Raw genomic sequence first — 20057 nt, 5'->3', positions numbered from 1 at the left:
TCAATGGCCTAGATAACGGCAACCTTGACGCGCAATGGTTTCAATCCAAACACTGACCTGGCAGTTGGTTTGGCACGACAATCTGTGGGTGCGAGAGGTGGAACCCCCTTCGGGTTCCCCTCTCGCGCTCTCCTCCTCCCCGCGTCGAGGGGGTGCCACCCCCCCGACACCCCCGGACTTCAGGGCACGGTTGGGAACGAGCATTGGCGGGTGGGATGGGCTTATTCTTCCAGGGCCTGCACGACGCGTGTCGACTGCGGCGGAGGGGATGGCTGGTCGCTGGGCTGTGGTGTTTTTACCCTGACACCTGCTCTAGGAGGCATCGGCGGCGAGTTTGACCCCAAGCACCTGTGAGTGGCCCGCCCGGGCGAGAGTGACGCCGATGGCCCGGTCCGCACGCTCGATCATCGGGCGCCGGAGCGAGACGACCAGAAACTGGGTCGAATTTGCCTGCTGGCGGACCATTTTGGCGAGGCGCTCGACGTTGGCGCCATCCAGGAACATGTCCACCTCGTCGAAGGCGTAAAAAGGCGACGGGCGGTAGCGCTGCAGCGCAAAGATAAAGCTCAGGGCGGTGAGCGATTTTTCGCCCCCCGACATTGCCTCCAACCGGCGCACCTGCTTGCCGCGCGGGTGGGCCACCAGCGTCAGGCCGCCTGCGAAGGGGTTGTCGGGGTCTTCGAGGGCCAGGTGGCCGTCGCCGTCGGAGAGTTCGGCAAAGAGTGACTGGAAGTGGGTGTTGACCGCGTCGAAGGCCTGCATGAAGGCGCTGCGCTTAAGAGTGTCACAATCTTCGATGCGCAGGAGCAGTTCGCTGCGCTCGCGCTGGAGGGTGGCCAGTTTCTCGCTCAATTCGCCCTGGCGCTCGGCGGTGCGGTCGTACTCTTCGATGGCGAGCATGTTGACCGGTTCGAGCGCTTCGAGGCGGCGCTGCTTGCGCAGACGGGTCGCCTGCAGCTGCTCAAGACTTAGATCCTCGGGGGGCGGTGGCACGTCTTCGGCGGGTGGCCCGAGTTCGTCAAGGCGCTCCTGGGCGGCGGCGAGGGCGGCGGCGCGCTGACCCTGGTGCAAGCGCTCCTGCTCGCGCTGGAGGTTGAGTTGTCCCTGGCGCTGCTGCAATGCGCGCCCGTGCGCTTCGAGGCGGTCGCGCTCGCGCTTGATGTCCACTAGGCGCTCCTCCAATTCGGCAACCTGGGCGGCAAGCTCCGCTATCACCCGGTCGAATTCGGCCAGCCGCGTGCGGCTCTCTTCCTCGCGCTGGCCGAATTCGACTTTTTGATCTTCCCAGTCGAGGCGGCGCGAGAGGAGGTTCTGGCGCTTTTCCTGGGCTAGCTGCTCGTCGAGGTGCGACTTTTGCAAATCGGCCTCGGCATGGCGCAACTGCAGTTCCCAACGGCGCACCTCGGTCTCCAGTTCGCGCAGGTGCTGCTGGCTCTGCTGCCAGCGGTGGTGGTTGTCGGATTGCTCCAGCTTTGCAAGCTCCTCGCGCACCTGGACAATCTGCTCGCGCAGCGGCCCTAAGCGCGCTGCCAGGTCGGCCTGTTCCTGGCGGTCCGCTTCGAGGCCGACCTGGCAGCTATCGAGAAACACCCGCAGTTGAGTCGCTCTCGCCTGCTGGGTGCTGTGCTCACGGCCCAGTTGCTCGGCGCGGTTTTCGATGGCGACCAGTTCGCGCTGGGCCGCTTCGGCCGCCGATTGCAGTTCGTGGGCGCGCTGCTCGCGTCGCTCCAGCCGCTCGGCCAGGGTGGCAAGCAAACGGTCGAGATCGCCCAGCCGGGCGCGCATCTCGGCCAACTCGGGCGGTTCGCTGAGGGCAAAGCCGCTGCCGCCGCGGCGGGCGTCCAGGCTGCCGCCGGTCATCGCCCCGGATTTTTCGAGCAGTTCGCCCGCCATCGTCACCATCCGGTAGCGCCCGAGCTGGCGGCGGGCCAATTCCAGCGACCGGAAGACGACCGTGTCGCCGAAGACCTGCACGAAGGCCGCCTCGTAGCGCCGGTCGAATTCGATCAGATCCAGCGCGTAGCCGATCGCCCCTTCTTCGTGCAGGCGCTCCAGGTAGCGGCCGGAGCGCAGCTTGTTGAGCGGCAGAAAGGTCGCCCGCCCGGCCCGGCGCGATTTGAGCAGTTCGATCGCCTGGGCGGCCACCGCGTCGTCTTCGACCACGACGTTGTTGAGCCGGTTGCCGGCCGCCACCTCCAGAGCACCCTGGTACTGGGCTTCCACCCGCCCGAGCTGCGAAATCAGACCGTGGACGCCTTGGATGCCGGAACCGAGCACCTCCTGGGTGGCGCGGCTGCCCTCCGCTTCGCGCCAGACCTGGCGCTGGGTCTCCAGGCGATCGAGTTCGCGGGCTTTCTCGGTGCGTTCTTTTTCGAGGCGCCGCTGGGTGGTGCGGTCGGCCAGGATCTGCGCGCGCTCCGCTTCGAGATCGGCGCGGGTCTGTTCCAGGCGGGTGCGGGCGGCTGCCAGGCGCTCCTGGGCGACTTTGGCTTCCGTGGCAAGCTGGGCGTGGCCCGCTTCGATGCGCGCCAGTTCTTCGCGGTGGCGCTCGCCCTCCCCGGTCGCCTGCACCAGCCGGTCGCCCAGCCGGTCTAGGGTGCGCTGTAGAGGGTCGTGTTCGCTTTGCAACTGGTCGAGGCGGCGGCGCAGTTGCGACTGCTCCTCCACCCAGCGCCGGGAAGAAGCCGACAGCTGCTCCAGGTCGTTGCGGCTGGTCTCAAGGACCTGCCGGTCGCTCTCCAGCCGTGCCGTCCACTGGGCGACCAGGGCCTGCTGATCCTGCTGGCGGCGCGAAAAACCGGTGAGGGTGAGCGCCAGTTCGCCCAGTTCGAGTTCGAGCTGTTGCTGGCGACCCTGCGCCTGACGCTGCTGTTGAGCAAGATCGGCCAGGGCCGCTTCCGCCTGGGCGCGCTGGGCCTGCACGCTCGCCATCTGCGTGCGCAGCGCCACCTGCTCGTTCTCACCCATCGCCTTGACCCGGGTATTGGCCGTATCGAGTTCGTCGAGGGCTTGCTCGCACCGCTCGGCCAGTGCTTCCGCCTCGCGGTCGAACCCGGCAAGCACCGCCTCTGCGGCGGCCAGCTGTGAGGTGATCTGGGCAATTTGTGCTTCGAGAGAGCGCACAGAAAGCAGGTGCTCCCAGAGCGCCAGTTCCCCCAGTTCAGCGCGCAACTTGCGGTACTCCTCGGCCTTGGCGCGCTCCTTTTGGAGGCGCTCCATCTGCTCGAGCAGTTCGCTGACCACCGCCTGGATGCGGTCGGAGCGGACCTCGACTTCGCCCAGTTCGCGGCGGGCCGCCTCGATTTTGCGGTCGAATTCCGCCACCCCGGCCAGTTCGTCGATGATTTCGCGCCGCTCGCGGGCGGGCATCGCGATGATGCCGGTGACGTCGCCCTGGAGCACGACGTTGTAGCCTTCCGGATAGATATGGTGGCGGGCCAGCTCCTCGTGCAGATCTGTGAGGGTGCAGGGGCTGCCGTTGAGCTGGTAGCTGCTGGTGCTGTTGGGGCCGTTCACCTTGAGGCGGCGGCAGACGGTCAGCTCCCCGCCGCCCGCTGCCGCATCGAGGGCAAATGTGACGGTTACCGCCACTTCGCCCTTTGCGGCCCCCTGGTGGATTAGATCCGAGAGCTTCTCGGCGCGCATCCCCCGGCTGGTCGAAAGCCCAAGAGCAAACAGCAGCGCGTCGATGATGTTCGATTTGCCCGACCCGTTCGGCCCCGAGACGACCGTAAAGCCTTCGAGCAGGGGGATGCGGGTGTAGGGGCCGAAGGACTTGAAGCGCTCAATCTCAAGACACTTCAAATGCATACAGGAAACTCGTGGGCAAATGTCCCATTGCGGTTTCAGTGATTCTACATATAGCGTCGTATTTCCGCAAGCCCCCCGGCCCAATACACCACCATTAGGGAAGTGCCGGACACTCGGCTCTACAGAATGTCAGCAGTCCAAGCACATAAGGGGCGAATGCACCGGGGCCGAGTGCATTGCACAGCTGCAGATCGGTGCTCACCATCCGGCAACCGCAGTGCACGGCCAGGGCCAGATGGAGACTGTCGTAGACGCTGCGGCCTGTACGAAGGGCAATCGCCAGGGCCGGAAGGAATGGTTTTATTGCTATTTTGGGTGCCGTTGCTTGGCATTGAACGGCAGAACGGTACGAAATGGATGTCGGGGAACCGCTCGAAAAATTGTTCCACGGCACGTTTTCGGATGTAGCCAAGCTCATCAGTGTCGAAGGTTTCAAGCCAGGACGTTTTGGCACGGTCTTTTTCGCGGAAGATTTGGAAATTGCAAAGCAATTCTCCACACAAGCACTTCCGCTTTTGGGGCAGAGAAGCTCAATTAACCGAACCGCCTTTTCAGTAATCCAGTTGACAGTTCCTGTATCAATAGCCGATCAGCTCGAAATTAGCTATAGGTACAGGAGGCCCATCGGCGAATTCACAGGAAGCATCTACTGGGAGGGATACGAAAGGATCTTGAAACAAGAATATATACAGCAATTGAATGATGCGATCGCTCGCCGTACAATAGATCTATAGGGCGAGGATCGGCCTATGAGCGTTGCTTTGGAGCACTTGATCAGCCGTCTCGACGAGAATCGGCTAACTCCAGAAACTGAGCTACAGTTTCTCCGTTGCGGAGAAGAGGCTTTCCAGTTCTTGCTGGACTGTATAAGGAGCAGCAGGCTTTCAGCCAGGCAAGTGGTACGAGGACTTGACATACTATTCTTGCTCGTTCGTGAGCCTGCCCGTCCACACTACGACAAATTTGCAAAACTTTTGTACGAGCTTTCCGAAAGCGACGAACTAGAAATCAGAGACGCCGCACTCGGGTTGTTGATGAGGCTCGCCATTGCGAAGAAGATTTCCCCTCGGTTGCCACTCGAACTTGCCGAGCCCACGGTTGTAGCATACGTGGTGGAAAGAGCTTTGAAAAGAGGAATAGCCGACGACACTCTAGAAGACAATGCTTACCTGTTCCTTAGAAAAGTCGGTGCCACTAGCACGGTGAGTCTCTCCCTGCTCACCGAATCCACGCCCCTCTTGGCGGCGCAGCCTATCGGAGGTCTCACCCCTCAGCAGCTACGAAATGCGAAATCGGGCAAGATGCTTGTCGCGAAGTATTTATCCTGGGTCAGGAGTGACCTGCCCACGCACAGCCTCGGTCGCTTATCGGAACTCGTTGAGAAGATCGGTGCCAAGCGGGCTAAGTTAACTTGGTTCGACAGCCTCTTTGCAAGGGCCTCGTCGCGACTTCTCGAATTGCTTGCGGCACTCCTTGGCCCATTGCTATTACTGTCGCAGCTTGTGAGTGCAATAGATCTCAATGCACCGTTTCTGTTTGTTTCGCTTCTTTACTCCATATTTGCAATCCTAACCATTTCCTTTGTGTCGCTTCTCCCACGGATTGGTGCAACAGCGGAGAAGCCTACGGCCATACGTGACACACGCACCGTGACTGCTGTTGCAGTTCTTAAAAGGCTTTGGTGTGAGAGCAGTTACCCGTTGAAGCTGCTTATCTCTGTACTAGTGTGGGTTCTTCTAAATTGGTCGCTTTTCAACTTTGCCTCTTCTGCTGCCGAGAGCGCTACCAATGCTGAATCGAAGCAGATTACTGATGCGTTACGACTTTGTTGTCTATTGGGAACGGTCGGCTACTCAGCGGCCCGCTTATACACTTTGAATGTTTGGTTGTACTGCACTGCAGTGGTTGATGCCTGGACACGCAGAGACCTCTCAACTTGGCTTGCGGATAGAAGTCTTAGCCTGTCAGCAGCGCTGCTCGCAACGGAAGACCTGACAGAGAATGCCTTTTCAGGTGGAGAAAAGCAGAAGATCGTCCAGCAGTCGAACGAAATCGTACAACAATTCAAGGTGTGGCTTAGGAAGCGTGGCTTTGATCCCGCCGAAGACATCGTATTCACTGAGTTACAAGACGCTGTGCGGGTGGTAAAGTCGCTCTCACCTGAATCGAGCGAGAGACTCAGAAAAGCCCTCGGCCGTGTCCTGGGGGCTATAGCCATAGCGGATCCCGCCGAGGAAGGTAAAGTACTTTATATGGTGACCATTTTAGTTTTCCTAGCTTCTATCTTTGCCCCAGTGATCGCTGCTGTTGTACAAACGGCCAAACCGCAACTCAACCCGGAAATATTACTTAACCCTTTAGCTTCTGCTTTCTCAAATGAAATGGGAAAGCTCAGCAGCGTAATTGAAGTTCTAACCGGTGGCTTGTTTGTCTCGCTAGCGCTATTGGCAGTCTGGTGGGTTTATCACCTCTTTGAAATAAAGCAAGCTAGATATGCGGATGCACCTCCTTGATGATTTTTTGTAAGAAAGTTTTCCTGCATCAGATGGCCAGACAGATTCGGGTAAACCAGCTCGACAATGTTTACACCTGAATCTTGCCTCTGTCGAACAACCAGCCAGATACGAATCTGTCGACTGGTAATGTTTTTTTCAACTGACTTCCTACAATATTCCCATGCGGAGTGGTTGGAGACGAGCTGTACAGACGAGTATTCTCCTCTTCGAGTTGCTTAAGCTGTTTTCACCGAGGGTTCTTCAGAGAGCGCCGTCATTAGTGTGCCTGTGAGTCCATAGTCCACCGTCTGGATCTGTTGAGCTTTCTTAAAACGCAGCGCTTGATATTACACCAAAATTTCTCATCGAGAACTCTGGGGCTGACAGTTACATGGAGGCAAGAAAAGCTCAAAGCGGCTTGTCGAACCTGAAAGGCTTGAAGCGGGTGGTGGGAATCGAACCCACAACTACAGTTTGGAAGACTGTGGTTTTACCACTAAACTACACCCGCAGTTTTTGGACATTATAGCCCGCTCACCCGATGGACCGCCCAGGGCCAGTCTTTGAGCCGCAGGTCGGCAGGCCGGTCCTGCCGTAGTGGATTAATCGTAATTTAACCAGGGCCGCCCAAGGCCCGCGCACACGCCCGCCCCCCGAGAGGACAAAGCCATGGACCAAAAAGAAGGCGCAGGACACCACAAGATTACCGAGGAAGCGACCCGTAAGCTTTTTGGGACGCGCGACACCATCGACGGCATGGGCCAGCAGGAGTACTTCCAGCAGCTCGACGAAGGCCAGGAACACGCCGATCGCAGTCCCATCAGCAGCCCGCTCGACTGGGGGGAGACCTGGAAGCCGCACTGGATGGCCGAGGACGCCCAGCGCGAACACAGCATGGCGGACCCGAACCTGAGCCCCGAGCAGAACCTGCAGGCCATCCGCAGCTTTGTAGGCGGGCAGCTCAATAATGCCCACGCCGCCCACAGCGCCTCGCGCGACTTTGCTGCCCTCGACGGCGACGGCGACGGACACTTAACAAGTACTGAGATCAAAAGCGGCATGGGCGACAAGAAACTGGCCGAATCGGCAGCCTACCTGAGCCGTGAACTGGGCAATCTCGAAGAACTGAGCAACGACGAATTGGGCGACGAGAACGACGGGTTCACCCAAAAAGATCTCCAAAAAGCGGAGATGCGCAGCCTCGGGGCCGCCACCCACGCCCTCGAAGACAGCTACAGCAGCGCCCATATGTTCCGCGACACCACCGACCCGTCCGATCCCCACGCCAGGGTCGAAGGCATCAACGTCTTCAACCCGCTGGACGAAGAGACGACGACGGGGGCGGCAGACGGCGCCGCCGTTGGAGCGCTGTTCGGCGGACTGGCAGGGGCGCTCGTCGGTGCTGTGGCCGGCGGACTCATCGGGGTCGGCCAGGACGAAGATATGGGCACCCACGATCACCGCTTCGACGAAGTGCCGGTGGACGAGGAAGGCCGTCTGGCGCGCGCCTCGGACCTGGCCGCGGCGGCGGCTTCCGCCGAGATGCTCTCCACGTACTACGAACACCGCGACGACGATGACGCTGCGGCCCACCAGGCGTTCGCGGATAATGTCGCTTCTTTCTATCAGGCGAGCGACCAGGGTGTGAGCGTCTTCGAAGACAACGACGATCCGGCCTGGCAGCAGGAGCGCGACGAGCGGCTCAACGCCACCAACAATGTCGCCGACTACGACTGGGTGGGCGGGACGTGCGAAGAGGAGGCGAGCCCAACGGCTTCTGAAGTGCCAGACTCAGGCCAGTACGAGTCCTGGGAACCCGAGCAGGAAATTTGCGAATAATCCGAGTACTTGGGGTACTGTGCCCTACCCCCCGGCACTCCCATCAGGGCCGGTCTTTGAGCTTGAGTTCCTGTAGCCGGGCGCGCAGACGGGCCATAAAATCAGCCCCGGGATCGCTTTTGCCGGTGAAATACCCCGCTACCCGCTCGCGCCAGAGGAGACTGCCGCGAAAGCGGCCGTACTCGTGGTGACCAATCAGATACGCAATCGTCGGGTGACGATTTGCCAGATCCCGCACCAGCCAGGCGTTGGCCGCCAGTTGGGCGTCGGTGAGCGGGCGGCGGGGGCCGCCGATATTTTCGATGCCGATGGCCGTCCAGTTGAGGCCGATGACGTGGCGGGCCAGGCGCTTTTCGTCCATCAGCCGGTAAATCGTGCCGTCGCGATCCACCACGAAGTGAGTCGAGACGTTCAGCGCGCCGCCTTTTTTAAGGTCGGCGCGGACGGACGGCAGCCGGTCGGGAGTGAAAGTGGCAAAGGCGCTTGTCAAGTTTCCGTCGCCAGTCCAGTGCACCACCACCATACGGGGGATAATGGCGATGTCCCTGGCTTCGGGATCGTAGTGAAGGCGGATGTAGTCGAGGGTAAGGGCGCGGCGGGCCGGACCGAAGAGGATCGGCCTGTCGACGACCCGCGGCTCGGTGGCCCCGGCGGACGTGCAGAGTAGGCCGAACCCCAACAGCAGGCTCAACAAGGGTAGACGCATGGCGGAATCGAATCTGCCAGCCATTCTACCGGCCCGCTTCGGTGCACAATGGAGGCATGTTCGGAACTTTTCAACAGTCGACCGTGCGCGTGCAGGTGGCGGCAAACGGTGCCGTCCTCAAGCGCTGCCTCACCGAGTTTGCGCTGCTGCGCCGCTGGGCCTGGACCCAGCGCTACCCCGACAGTCTGCCCAAGGCGATTGATGCGGGGCTCGAATTCGATTCCTATGCCGGTCCGGTCAAGCTCAGCCACAAAGTCGGCGACTTGACCGACAACCGCCTGGAGATGGTGCTGTGGAACGGCGTCGACGGCTACAGCCGCTGGCTGTGGGGCGACGGCTGGGTACAAAGCACGCTCGAAGGGGTCTCGCTGCTGCCGCTGGCGCTGGGTCAAACGATTCTGCTGGATAGCCTCGCGCGCTTCGCAGCCGAACTCGAAACCGAGCAAACCCAACAACCCGCCTGAATCCGGCGGCCGAGTCGGGAATCGACCGGCATCCTTTAAACTAAGGACGGCTACGGATGGGCAAGACAGCCGCTGATACGGAGAACGCTATTGCTGCTTCCTAGAGCGAGTGGAATCCTCCTGCACCCGACCAGCCTGCCGGGTCCCTACGGGATCGGCAGTTTGGGCAGCGAGGCCCGTGAATTTATCGACCTGATGGCGATCACCGGCCAGCGCTTCTGGCAGATCTTGCCGCTGGCACCGACCGGCTACGGCAACTGCCCCTATATGTCCTGCTCGGCTTTTGCAGGAAACCCACTGCTGGTGGACCCGGAGGATCTGGTGGCGCAGGCACTCATCGACAAAGACGACCTGGCACCGGACGAGCTGAAGACGACCGCCGGCTGGCACCACCCGAAGATCAACTTCGAGGAGGCCGTCGCCTACAAGACGCGCTTACTCGAGACCGCCTGCGAAAATTTTGCCGCCAAAGGCGACAGCGACAAAAAACTCTTTTGGGCCTACTGCGAGCGCGAGGGCTGGTGGCTCGACGATTACGCCCTGTTCATGGCGCTCAAAGAAGCCAACGACACTCTGCCCTGGCAGGAGTGGGACCAGGGATTGGCGTTGCGCGAGGGGGCGGTCCTCAAGCAGCAGTCGCGCGAGTTGCGCGACCGGGTGTTCTATCACCAGTTCAGCCAGTATCTATTTTCCCGGCAGTGGAGTGCCCTCAAACAGTACGCCAACGGCCGCGGCGTGAGCATCCTGGGGGATCTGCCCATTTATGTCGCCGCCGACAGCGCCGATGTCTGGGCGCACCCGCATCTGTTTCAGCTCGACGAGAGCGGCAATCCGACGGTGGTGGCCGGGGTGCCGCCCGATTACTTCAGCGCCACCGGCCAGTTGTGGGGCAACCCCATCTACGACTGGGAGGCGATGGAGCGCAACGGCTACGCCTGGTGGATCAACCGCATCAAGCGCATGCTCGACATGGTGGACCTGGTGCGCATCGACCACTTTCGCGGTTTCGCATCGTACTGGGAAGTGGAGGCGGGCCGGACGACGGCCATCGACGGCCGCTGGATCAAAGGCCCCGGCCCACAACTGTTCGATGCGATCGAAAAGGCCCTGGGCAGCCTACCGGTGGTGGCGGAGGATCTGGGGGTGCTCACCGACGAGGTCGAAACACTGCGGGATCGCTATGGGCTGTTCGGCATGAAGGTGCTGCAGTTTGCCTTCGACGGCATGGCCAACAACATCCACCTGCCCCACAACCACGTGCGCAGTTCCATCGTCTACACCGGCACCCACGACAACGATACGACCGTGGGCTGGTACAACCACTCGCCGCGCTGGGTGCACGAGGCGACCGAGCGCTATCTCTACCTCAATACCGGCTGGGAAATCCACTGGGCGTTGGTGCGCTGCGCCCTTGCCTCGGTGTGCAATCTGTCGATCTTACCGATGCAGGATGTCCTGGGTCTGGGCAGCGAGGCGCGCATGAACACTCCCGGGGTAGCGGAGGGCAACTGGGACTGGCGGGTCGGCACCTTCGAGGCGGTCGAACCCTGGATGCGCGAGCGTCTGGCGGATTTGACGGCTCTTTACGGTCGTTGGTCGGGCTGATCCTGGCCGTGCTACCTTGGTGTTTCTTTGGCCGAAGTCCTTGGTTGTTGTGGAAGCGATTGATTTGATTTATCCGGTAAAACTGCCGGTCGCCGAGAAGCGGCTGCCCGCTTTCGAGCGGCTGCAGGCGGCGTTGGTGATTGGCGGGCAGGCACGAGTGGTGCCGCGGCTGGTGGTCACCGGGCTTGGGCCGGGCGGCGAACTGCTCGAAGCCCAGCCCATCTTCGGCCATGAACTATTCAACCTCGGCCTGACGCAGATGATTGGCGGCTACGGCGGGCATTGTCTACTGGTGGCGGTCGGGGTCCAGGCGAGCCTTGAGCCGATGGGTCTGTTGCTCGACAGTCTGGCGGTGCAGGCTTTTCACCTGGTGCAATCGCGGCGGGCGGGCGACGGCCGCGAGCAGCTGCTGGAGCAACTGCGATCGGAGTTGTTTTTGAAGGTGCCCAACGCCGGTCCGCTGGACCTGTTGCGCACCGAAGAGGTGATAGGCCGCTGCTGGCGCGAGTTGCTCAACCACCGCGAAGCTTTTGGCCGGTTGCGCTCGGACCTCCAGCACGACCTGCAGCGGGCTTTGCAAAGCGGCCCGACGCCGCAGTGGACCTGGCGAATCACGCTACTGAACGGCCGGCTGCGCGCCCGCCAGGTGGCGACGCGCTAGAGCGGGCAGGTGACGGACCAACCCGGCTCAGCAAGCGGCGATCTCCGCCCGGACGGTTGCTGGTAGGATTGAAGGATCGCCCTGGTGGAGCGAGCCAGTCGGGAGGTCCGTGGCAGCTATGGGTTGGATGGTTCGAGTCGGGCCGGCCGCTATCCTGCTCGCCGCGGCCGGTTGCCGGGATCTGCAAATCGAGCCGGTAAAAATCGAAATCGCCGATCTGGCGGTGGCGCCCTGCGACACCAACATTTTGCTCAGCCTGCCCCCCAACGAGCGCAAGGTCAATTGCTACGAGGTCCAGGGCACGGCCTTCAACCCGAGCACTCGGGAACTGCGCAAGGTGAATCTTTACGGCGTCATCGAGGACGCCGAGGGCACCATCGTCCGGGAGGGCCGCATCGGCAGTCTGCCCGACCTGGGGCAGGGCAAGAAGATTCCTTTTTTGGTGCGGGTCTTCTTTACCCAGAAACTGCGCGAACCGCTCAAACTGGACGCCTTTCGCGCCAAGGGGCTCACCTGAGGACCACAGGCGGCGCCGGTTTTTGGGCATAGTCGGCTTTGCGGTCCTGCCAGAGACGGGTGAGGAGGCCCTGGCGGGGACTGAACAAAAACGCCAGGACAAAGCAAGCGATCGAGACCACGACCACCGCCGGACCGGAGGCGATATCCAGGTAATAGCTCAAGTACAACCCCACCAGGCTTGCAATGGCCCCCAAAAGCACCGCGAGGCCCATCATCGAGGGCAGGCGGCGGGTGAGCAGATAGGCCGTAGCGCCGGGGGCGATCATCAAAGCGATCACCAGCACCACCCCCACCGACTGCATCGAGGCGACGATGGTGAGGGCAATCAGGCTCATCAACACCAGGTGCAACACCTCGGTCGGCAGTCCCGCCGCCTTCGCCCCGAGCGGGTCGAAGCTGTGGAAGAGCAGTTCTTTAAATAACAGCAGGATGGTCGCCACCACGGCGGCGGAGATGACGGCCGTGGCGAGCAGGTCCGACTCGCTCACCCCCAGGATGTTGCCGAACAGAAAGTGCATCAAGTCGACTTTTGTCTCGCTCTGGATCTTGGTGATCAAGATGATGCCGGTGGCAAAAAAGCCCGAGAAGACCAGGCCCATCGCCGTGTCCTCTTTGATCTTCGAGTGGGTATGAATGTAACCAATCAGGGCGGTGGAGAGCACCCCGGCGATGAACGCCCCCACGAAGATGTTGCCGCCCACGATAAAGGCGATGGCAAGCCCCGGCATCACCGCCCGGCTCACCGCATCCCCCAACAGCGCCAAGCGCCGCACGATGAGATAGCTGCCGGTGATGGCGCAGATGGTACCCACCAGCAAGGCCGAGAGAAGTGCCCGCTGCATGAACGGGTAGCGCAGCGGCTCGGCAAGCCATTCGAGCCAGCCCATTTCCACTAGCGCCCGCCCCCCGAATAGACGAAGCGGCCCGGCAGACCGCCGTAGGCTGCCGCCAGGTTCGCCTCGGTGAAGACGTCTTCGCGGGGACCGAAGGCTATCACCCGGTTGCGTAGCAGCAAAATGTCGTCGTAGTGATCCACCGCCTCGCCCAGGTCGTGGTTGACCACTAGCAGCGTCTTACCCTCGTCGCGCAGCTGCCTAAAAATCGCAAACAGCACCGCCTCGGTGGTCTGATCCACCCCCACAAACGGTTCATCGAGAAACAACCAGTCCGCCTGTTGAGCCAGGGCGCGGGCCAGAAACACCCGCTGCTGCTGGCCGCCGGAGAGTTCGCCTATCTGGCGGTTGGCGTACTCGGTCATGCCCACCCGTTCGAGGGCCGATTTCACCGCTTCACGGTCGGGCCGGCCGGGCCGGCGCAGCCAGCCGATGTGGCGGCAGCGGCCCATCATCACCACGTCCGCGACCGTCGCCGGGTAGTCCCAATCGACCGCCGTGCGCTGGGGCACGTAGGCGACGCGGTGCAGCTGCTGCCTGAGCGGCCGGCCGTCCAGGGTGACTTTACCCCCGGCGGGGATCAGATCCAGTACGGCCTTGATGAGCGTCGATTTGCCGGCGCCGTTCGGCCCGATGATCCCCACGATCCGCCGCGGCTCGACGGCAAGGTTCACCTCGCTTAGAGCAAGGTTGCGGCGGTAGCGGACGGATAGATTGGCGATGGTGAGCATGGCTGTCAGGTGTCAGGGAGAGAGCTACTTACTGGCAGAGGGGGGGACGAAAGCGGTGTAGGTGCCGCCCAGTGCTTCGACGATCGTGCGGGTGTTGGCGGTGAGCATCTTGATGTAAGTATCCCCCGCCGTCCCTTGCGCCCCGACCGAATCGGAGTAGAGAGTGCCGCCGATTTTGACCCCCGCGTCGCGCGCGAGCGACTGCAACAGCTCGGGGGCGGTGGAAGTCTCGATGAACACGGCGCGCACCTGCTCTTTGCGGATGGTTTCGACGAGTTGGGCGATCTTGCGCGCACTCGGCTCCTCCTCGGTGGACACTCCCAAGATTGAACCCGTCACCGGCAGGCCGTAGGCCCGGCCGTAGTACTGAAAGGCGTCGTGGGAGCTGACCAGTTTGCGGTTGGCCTCGGGGATCGTGGCGATTTGCTCCCGGATCCAGCCGTCGAGGGCTTCGAGGTCCTTGCGGTAGTTCGCGGCGTTGGCTTCGAAGCGCTCCTTGTCCTTCGGAAAAGTTTCAACCAGACTCTTCTCGATCGCACTCACGTACCGCACACCATTGGCCGCCGAACCCCAGGCGTGCGGGTCGGCGGCCACGATGCCCGCCGTTTTCTCCAATTTGTATGGCTTGATGCCTCCTACTTCGGCGACGGGAACCTTGGGAGCGGGGTTCTGCGTGGCCCCGATCAGCTTCACCAGTTGCGGCTCCAGGTTGAAGCCGTTGTAGAGCACCAGGTCCGCCCGCGAGAGCACCCGCGAGTCGCCCGGTGAGGGCTCGTAGACGTGCGGGTCGGCGCCGGGCTTCAAAATACTGTAGATGCTGTAGCCGTCACCGGCCACCGTGCGGGTCATGTCCGCCAGGATGGTGCTGGTGGCGGCCACCTTCGGCTTGTCGCCACTGAGGAAGGCTTCGTACTGACTGCCGGTGCCCTGCTGGGCATCCTGGGCATCACCGCCGGGGGCCGGGCCGCCCGCGCAACCCCCGAACAGCAACCCAATCAACAGAGAAAGTAACCATAGTCCACGCCTTTCGCCCTGCACCACCGTCTGTTCCTCCAACAACGCCGGTTAGATCATGAAAAGATCATGAAATCTTTCTCCATCAAACCCCGGCGCCCGGTTGTGCGCAATGGGTAACACTGCTCAATCTTTCGCAACGAGGTGCTCCCCGATCGATCGGGCAATTGTTTCATTTTTGTTTCACTCTTTGAAATCGCTGGTAACGTGGTAGTTGGCGATCCTTGCGTATTACTAATCTCAACTTTCATGTTGTCAGTACGCGATCTCAACGTGAGCTACGGCCTGCGCCCGGCCCTGGAGCGGGTGAGTTTCGATGTAGAAGCCGGGCGGCTGGTAGGGGTGGTAGGCCCGAACGGCGCGGGCAAGTCGACACTGGTCAAGGCGATCATGGGCGTGGTGCCCCGCCGCTCAGGCGCGGTGCTGTTGGAGGGTGAACCCCTGGAGAAAGTGCGCGAGCGGGTTGCTTACATTCCCCAGCGCGCGGGCATCGATTGGGATTTCCCGGCCCTGGTGCGCGAGGTGGTGGCGATGGGCTGCGTGCCCCGCATGGGCTGGCTGGCTCGGCCGGCGCGCGCGGACCGCGAGCGGGTAGAGGCGGCCATCGAGCGCGTGGGCCTTGCGGATCTGGCCCATCGGCGCATCGGCGAACTGTCGGGCGGCCAGCAGCAGCGGGCCTTCATCGCCCGCGCCCTGGTGCAGCAGGCGCGGTTGTTTTTGTTTGACGAACCCTTCGCGGGTGTCGATCAGTACACCGAGCGGTCGATTTTGGGGATTTTCGAGCAACTGCGCGATGCGGGTTGTGCGCTCCTTATCGTCAACCATGACCTGGGGGATGTGGTGCGCCACTACGACGATCTGCTGATTTTGCGCGGTGAGGTGGTCGCCTACGGGCCGCGCGAGGATGTGTTTACCCAGGCCAATCTCAACCGGGCCTACCTGGGGCCGGTGGCTGCCGTCTAGGAGGGACAGGCTGTGCAGGAACTGTGGCAGTCGCTGGTGGGCTTTGTGAATCTTTTGGTCGAACCGCTCGGCTATGAGTTCATGGTCAGAGCCTTGATTTCGGCGGTCCTGGTGGGCTCGCTGTGCGCGGTGATGGGCAGCTATCTGGTGGTGCGGCGGCTCTCGCTGTTGGGCCTGGTGGTCTCCAACTCGGTGGTGCCGGGAATCGCGGTGGCCTTCTTGCTCTACGTCAACATCTTCGTGGGCGGATTCATCTCGGGGATCCTGGCCACCGTGGGCCTCGGTTGGCTGCAGGGCAAAACGCGCATCAAAGAAGACGCGGCGATGGGCGTGGTGCTCTCGACCTTCTTTGGCCTGGGCATCTTGCTCATCACCAAAATCCAGGCCGAGCGCAAGGTCAACCTCAACAACTTCCTTTTCGGCAACATCCTGGGCATCAACACCTCCGACCTGATTACCAGTGCCGGGATCGCGGCGGTGGTGCTGCTGGCGGTCTGGGCGCTCTACAAAGAATTCTTGCTGCTGAGCTTCGACGCGCAGTGGGCAGAGGCGGCGGGGTTGCCCACCCGCGCGCTCCACTACGCGATGATGGCGCTCACGGCCCTCACGGTGGTCGCATCGATGCAGGCGGTCGGGGTGGCCCTGACCATTGCCTTGATGGTGATCCCGGCGGCAACCGCCTATCTGCTGACCAATCGACTGGCCACGATGATGGGCCTCTCCGTGGGCCTTGGGGTAACTTCCAGCGTCGTTGGTCTGTACTTGAGCTACTACCTCAACCTGTCCTCCGGCCCGACCATCACTCTAGTAAGTGGCCTATTCTTTGCCACCGTGGTGCTCGCAGGACCGCTGTTGCTCAAGGTGCCCACCGGCAGTTTTCTCGGCCGCCTCAAGGGAATGGTGGTACTGGAAGGCGCCTCAGGCGCGTTGCGGCCCCCCGAACCGGCTCCTCCTGCACCGCAGCCCGAAGGCCCGGCGGCGGCGACCAAACCGGCGATGCGCATCGTGCGCGACAGCGACGGCCGATTGAGTTTGCAGCCCGACCAACCGAGCGGGGTAGAGCGATGAGCGCGGTAGAACAAAAAATCAACGAACTGGAGCAACTTACCCAGACCGCGGAGTTTCAAGCCCTCCCGCCCGAGGAGCGCCGCCGGATTCTTGATGACTATTACCGGCGGGAACTGGCCCCGGCCTCGGTGGACCGCGCCAGCTTCGACAAAATATTCGCCGCCGCCTGGCAGGCCCCGCCGCCTGTCAAAGCGGCCTCTGAACGCAAGCAGCTTAACCTCACCCCGGTGTGGTTGACCCTGGGATTGGTGGGTGTGACGGCCGTCGCCCTCACTGGCCTGGTGTTCTGGACCAATAACCTGCAGGATATCAGTACCCAGGACGACGCGACGCTCATCAAGAGCCTGCGCGGCGGCGATCCGGTGCGCGAGGACGAAGTGGCCCTGCGCCGCTCGCTGCCGGACACCGGCCCGGAAGTCTGGGAGATCGAAAAGGCCCTGGAGCAGATCGCCGAACCACTCAAAGACGGCGGCTGGCTGGAAGCGAAGGAGCGCACCGCCCGGGTGGTGGATTTGCTCAACCGCTACGAACCGCAGATCCTCGCCCGTGTTCCCGCCAATGCGCGCAATCGGGCCGTGCAGGCGATTGCCCAGGTGCGCGCCAACATCCGCGCCCTCGAAGACAAGATTCAGGCAAAGGACATCACCGGTTCGACCCTCCAGGCGCGGCGGACTTTCTGGTATCTCGACTTATTGGAACTGGCGCTCCTCGAGGAGTTCCGGCCCGAGGTGCCCGCCGAGTACCGCAATTTGCCCAGACTGGAGGGGGGCTGGGCGATGGTGCGCTTCACCACCGACCGCGGCCCCTTCGTGGCCCTGGTGGACGGCTTCAACGCCCCGGTGACCGCCGGCAACTTTCTAGATCTGGTGCAACGGGGCTTCTACAACGGCCTGAAGATCACCCGCGCCGAGCGGTTCAACCTGGTGCAGACGGGTGACCCCAGCGGCAAGGGCACCGGCGGCTTCACCGACCCGGCTACCGGCAAATTGCGCACGATTCCGATGGAGGTGCGCCCGGCGCGCAAAGAAGCCGAGATCACCGCTTCGCAGGTCATCCAGCGGCGCGTCGACTACGTCCAGGATCGCTTCGAACTCGACCCCATCAAGCTGCGCGAGGAGATGAGCAACCTGCATAAGCGCTATATTGCCGACGACTGGAAGCCGGTGCCCTACGGCAAGACCATCGAGAGCTACCCGGCGCTGTACTACGGCCCGCCGGGAGTGTTCTCAATGGCGCGCTACGAAAAAGATCCGAATTCCGCCTCCAGCCAGTTTTTCATCTCCTTCTCCGACCCCGAACTCAACCCGACCGGCAAGAACCTCTCCGACGGCAAGTACGCCAACTTCGGCTACATCACCCAGGGCATCCGTACCCTCCGCCAGCTCAAAGTCGGCGACACCATCCAAAAAGCCGAGATCTTGAACTGCAAAGCAGCGGCTTTCAACGAATACCGCGAACTGCCCCCGGCGGGCTCTTCGATGTACGCCACCCGCGAAGGCCCCGCCACCAACCTGGAGACGAGTTGCCTGCCCCTGCCCGCGCCGCGCCTGGTGAGCGGTCCCTAGGGCCTGGGTATACTGGGTCTGTCCGGCCCCGAGGCGAGGTGTACGGCGATGACCTTTATGCAGCCCGCTTACCCATTGCCGCCGAAGCAGACGCTCCCGACCATGTACGATCTTCCGAGCGAAGATCCCGAGGAGCCCGGCTTGCCCGACGAGTTTCACAGCTGGCAGCCGCAATTGCTCTCGCAAACTTTTGTACCTGCCACCTACCCGCCCGAACGCGTCTTCAGCGCCTCCGATCTCAATCTCTACTACGACCCGCTCCATCCCCGATACCACAAACGCCCCGACTGGTTTGCGGTGGTGGGCGTGCCGCGCCTGGTGGACGAAGGCCGCCTGAGTTATGTGTTCTGGCAGGAAGGCCGCGCTCCGGTCGTGATTGTCGAATTGCTCTCGCCCAGCACCCAGGAAGAAGATCAAGGCGAAACTCTGCGGGGCCGTGAGCCGCCCAGCAAGTGGGAAGTCTACGAAAGCATCCTGCGCGTGCCCTACTATGTGCTGTTCGATCGCAACGGCGATGTGTTTCGAACGTTCCAGCTGCAGGGTACGGCCTACCGGGAATTATTCGAATCGAGGTTGTGGATAGAAGAACTGCAGATCGGTCTGGGACTCTGGCAGGGAGACTTTGCTGGTGTCAGGCGCACTTGGCTGCGCTGGTACGACGGCGATGGCGAATGGGTTGCCACCGAGGCCGAACGCGAACGGCAATTAGCCGAGCGGTTTGCCGCCCAGGAGCGGATGCGGGCCGAACAAGCCGAGCAGCAGGCCGCCCAGGAGCGAATGCGGGCCGAGCAAGCCGAACGCCTCGCAACTCAAGAACGCCAACGGGCTGAGCAAGCCGAGCAACGGGCTGCGGCCCTGGCGGAGCGACTGAAAGCTTTGGGAGTGGATCCCGATAATCTCTAGGCAGTCTCTGGATCTGCTGCGGGGGCATCGAAGACCGAAAGGGCCACCTTCGCAATATCGCGCACAGCATCCAGGTTGCCAGTCGCCCGATGCATCAGGGCGATCGCTCCCCGGGTCGCCAGAAAAAACCGGGCCATCGCGCGAATATCCCGGGAGCGCTCCAGCCGGCCCGCCGCTTGGGCGCGAACAGCACGCCGTAGATGGCCGACTCGCAAGCCGCGAGCGTAGGAAGCGTGAGGGTCGGGTGCAGCGCCTTGTTAGGCGTCGCCCAAGTTGCGCGCTGGTATATGGCTGCAAGGGCAGAAGCAACCGCCTTAGGTACTTGAGTGGACGTCAAGTCATCAGAGACCTACTTAGAGTACGGACTGCGCGCGGGTTCTCCCGCACGGTTTGTCCAGATGTCGTCTGGCAGTGACCGGTCGCGGTGGCAGACTCGATCATGGTCAGGATAGGTGATCTTGTCGATCGGAGCGCGGGTACCGACAACAAGGCATCGTGTGACCGACGCACTGCGATTTTCAAGAAAGTGACCGATCGGAACCCCGGCGCAGAATGTCGCGGCGTCGCCGGGCCGCAGCAGTTTCTCCTCGGTTCCTTCGATGACAGTGATCTCGCCTTCAAGGACAAAGACCATTTCATCCTCAGCGCTGTGCCAATGCTTGATCGACGAGCGGGAGCCAGGCTGCAGCTCCTCGATGAAACCACCAAATTGGGTGAGTCCACCGGCTTCACTAATCCAGAGCGCGCGGTCAAGTTCTGCGGACGCCTGGGCAGGATTCTCTTCGACTACAAATCGATCTGGGGTGATTACGGGCATGCTT

General features: G+C 62.0%; 18 protein-coding genes and 1 tRNA gene. 11 read left to right on the top strand and 8 right to left on the bottom strand.

Going from position 1 to position 20057, the window contains the following annotated elements; translation table 11 throughout:
- Positions 1 to 312 precede the first annotated feature (312 nt).
- Positions 313 to 3810 carry a chromosome segregation protein SMC gene (smc, locus tag GLL_RS17150; RefSeq protein ID WP_011143312.1) on the bottom strand — a complete coding sequence of 1166 codons (3498 nt, stop codon included), beginning with the start codon at positions 3808 to 3810 and terminating at the stop codon, positions 313 to 315.
- A 353-nt stretch (positions 3811 to 4163) separates the two neighbouring features.
- Between smc and GLL_RS17145 the strand changes: the two genes are divergently transcribed.
- Together GLL_RS17145 and GLL_RS17140 are read left to right on the top strand one after the other, a co-directional pair.
- Positions 4164 to 4544 carry a hypothetical protein gene (locus tag GLL_RS17145; RefSeq protein ID WP_164929264.1) on the top strand — a complete coding sequence of 127 codons (381 nt, stop codon included), beginning with the start codon at positions 4164 to 4166 and terminating at the stop codon, positions 4542 to 4544.
- A 15-nt stretch (positions 4545 to 4559) separates the two neighbouring features.
- On the top strand, positions 4560 to 6323 hold the full coding sequence (locus GLL_RS17140; RefSeq protein WP_011143310.1) for a hypothetical protein: 1764 nt from the start codon (positions 4560 to 4562) through the stop codon (positions 6321 to 6323).
- A gap of 422 nt (positions 6324 to 6745) precedes the next feature.
- On the opposite strand, the gene GLL_RS17135 is transcribed toward GLL_RS17140, so the two are convergent.
- A tRNA-Gly gene (locus tag GLL_RS17135) sits at positions 6746 to 6816 on the bottom strand.
- Positions 6817 to 6974: 158 nt separating this feature from the next.
- On the opposite strand from GLL_RS17135, the gene GLL_RS17130 reads away from it, so the two are divergent.
- Positions 6975 to 8144 (top strand): hypothetical protein, encoded by a 1170-nt coding sequence (locus GLL_RS17130; RefSeq protein WP_011143309.1) that lies wholly within the window; start codon positions 6975 to 6977, stop codon positions 8142 to 8144.
- A 43-nt stretch (positions 8145 to 8187) separates the two neighbouring features.
- On the opposite strand, the gene GLL_RS17125 is transcribed toward GLL_RS17130, so the two are convergent.
- Positions 8188 to 8850: an N-acetylmuramoyl-L-alanine amidase gene (locus tag GLL_RS17125; protein WP_164929263.1), complete on the bottom strand. Its 663-nt coding sequence runs from the start codon at positions 8848 to 8850 to the stop codon at positions 8188 to 8190.
- A 56-nt stretch (positions 8851 to 8906) separates the two neighbouring features.
- Here GLL_RS17125 and GLL_RS17120 point away from each other — a divergent pair, with 56 nt between their 5' ends.
- The 4 genes from GLL_RS17120 to GLL_RS17105 all read left to right on the top strand — a co-directional run bounded on the left by GLL_RS17120 (position 8907) and on the right by GLL_RS17105 (position 12097).
- Positions 8907 to 9314, top strand: coding sequence for a hypothetical protein (locus GLL_RS17120; protein WP_011143307.1), 408 nt, complete (start codon positions 8907 to 8909; stop codon positions 9312 to 9314).
- Positions 9315 to 9404: 90 nt separating this feature from the next.
- Entirely contained in the window at positions 9405 to 10919 is a 1515-nt protein-coding gene (gene malQ / locus GLL_RS17115) for a 4-alpha-glucanotransferase (protein ID WP_011143306.1), read from the top strand.
- 49 nt (positions 10920 to 10968) lie between these two features.
- The gene (locus GLL_RS17110; protein WP_164929262.1) at positions 10969 to 11580 is read left to right on the top strand and encodes a hypothetical protein; all 612 of its coding nucleotides are present in this window, start codon (positions 10969 to 10971) and stop codon (positions 11578 to 11580) included.
- 127 nt (positions 11581 to 11707) lie between these two features.
- On the top strand, positions 11708 to 12097 hold the full coding sequence (locus GLL_RS17105) for a hypothetical protein (RefSeq protein ID WP_164929261.1): 390 nt from the start codon (positions 11708 to 11710) through the stop codon (positions 12095 to 12097).
- Here the strand turns inward: GLL_RS17105 and GLL_RS17100 are convergent.
- Genes GLL_RS17100 through GLL_RS17090 form a run of 3 tightly spaced genes read right to left on the bottom strand, consistent with a single transcriptional unit; the run spans position 12090 to position 14782 of the window.
- Complete coding sequence (locus GLL_RS17100) at positions 12090 to 12986, bottom strand: metal ABC transporter permease (protein WP_164929260.1); 897 nt, start codon at positions 12984 to 12986, stop codon at positions 12090 to 12092. The genes GLL_RS17105 and GLL_RS17100 overlap by 8 nt on opposite strands.
- Positions 12987 to 12991: 5 nt before the next feature.
- Positions 12992 to 13723, bottom strand: a complete 732-nt coding sequence (locus tag GLL_RS17095; protein WP_011143302.1) for a metal ABC transporter ATP-binding protein — start codon at positions 13721 to 13723, stop codon at positions 12992 to 12994.
- Positions 13724 to 13747: 24 nt separating this feature from the next.
- Positions 13748 to 14782 (bottom strand): metal ABC transporter solute-binding protein, Zn/Mn family, encoded by a 1035-nt coding sequence (locus GLL_RS17090; RefSeq protein ID WP_197530028.1) that lies wholly within the window; start codon positions 14780 to 14782, stop codon positions 13748 to 13750.
- Between the two features lie 204 nt (positions 14783 to 14986).
- Here GLL_RS17090 and GLL_RS17085 point away from each other — a divergent pair, with 204 nt between their 5' ends.
- The 4 genes from GLL_RS17085 to GLL_RS17070 are packed head-to-tail and all read left to right on the top strand — an operon-like array spanning position 14987 to position 19236.
- A complete protein-coding gene (locus tag GLL_RS17085; protein ID WP_164929259.1) occupies positions 14987 to 15700 on the top strand; it encodes a metal ABC transporter ATP-binding protein in 714 nt (237 codons plus the stop codon).
- Positions 15701 to 15712: 12 nt separating this feature from the next.
- Positions 15713 to 16768, top strand: a complete 1056-nt coding sequence (locus GLL_RS17080) for a metal ABC transporter permease (RefSeq protein WP_164929258.1) — start codon at positions 15713 to 15715, stop codon at positions 16766 to 16768.
- On the top strand, positions 16765 to 18333 hold the full coding sequence (locus tag GLL_RS17075) for a peptidylprolyl isomerase (RefSeq protein ID WP_011143298.1): 1569 nt from the start codon (positions 16765 to 16767) through the stop codon (positions 18331 to 18333). The genes GLL_RS17080 and GLL_RS17075 overlap by 4 nt, the downstream gene beginning before the upstream one ends.
- Positions 18334 to 18381: 48 nt before the next feature.
- Positions 18382 to 19236: a Uma2 family endonuclease gene (locus GLL_RS17070; protein WP_011143297.1), complete on the top strand. Its 855-nt coding sequence runs from the start codon at positions 18382 to 18384 to the stop codon at positions 19234 to 19236.
- On the opposite strand, the gene GLL_RS17065 is transcribed toward GLL_RS17070, so the two are convergent.
- Both GLL_RS17065 and GLL_RS17060 read right to left on the bottom strand, forming a co-directional pair.
- The gene (locus GLL_RS17065; protein ID WP_164929257.1) at positions 19233 to 19373 is read right to left on the bottom strand and encodes a hypothetical protein; all 141 of its coding nucleotides are present in this window, start codon (positions 19371 to 19373) and stop codon (positions 19233 to 19235) included. The genes GLL_RS17070 and GLL_RS17065 overlap by 4 nt on opposite strands.
- Positions 19374 to 19585: 212 nt before the next feature.
- Positions 19586 to 20053, bottom strand: coding sequence for a cupin domain-containing protein (locus GLL_RS17060; RefSeq protein WP_011143296.1), 468 nt, complete (start codon positions 20051 to 20053; stop codon positions 19586 to 19588).
- Positions 20054 to 20057 lie beyond the last annotated feature (4 nt).

Source organism: Gloeobacter violaceus PCC 7421 (assembly GCF_000011385.1).
GTDB lineage: Bacteria > Cyanobacteriota > Cyanobacteriia > Gloeobacterales > Gloeobacteraceae > Gloeobacter > Gloeobacter violaceus.
Note: the sequence above shows the minus strand (reverse complement) of the source record. Positions and strands in the feature narration are given on the sequence as shown.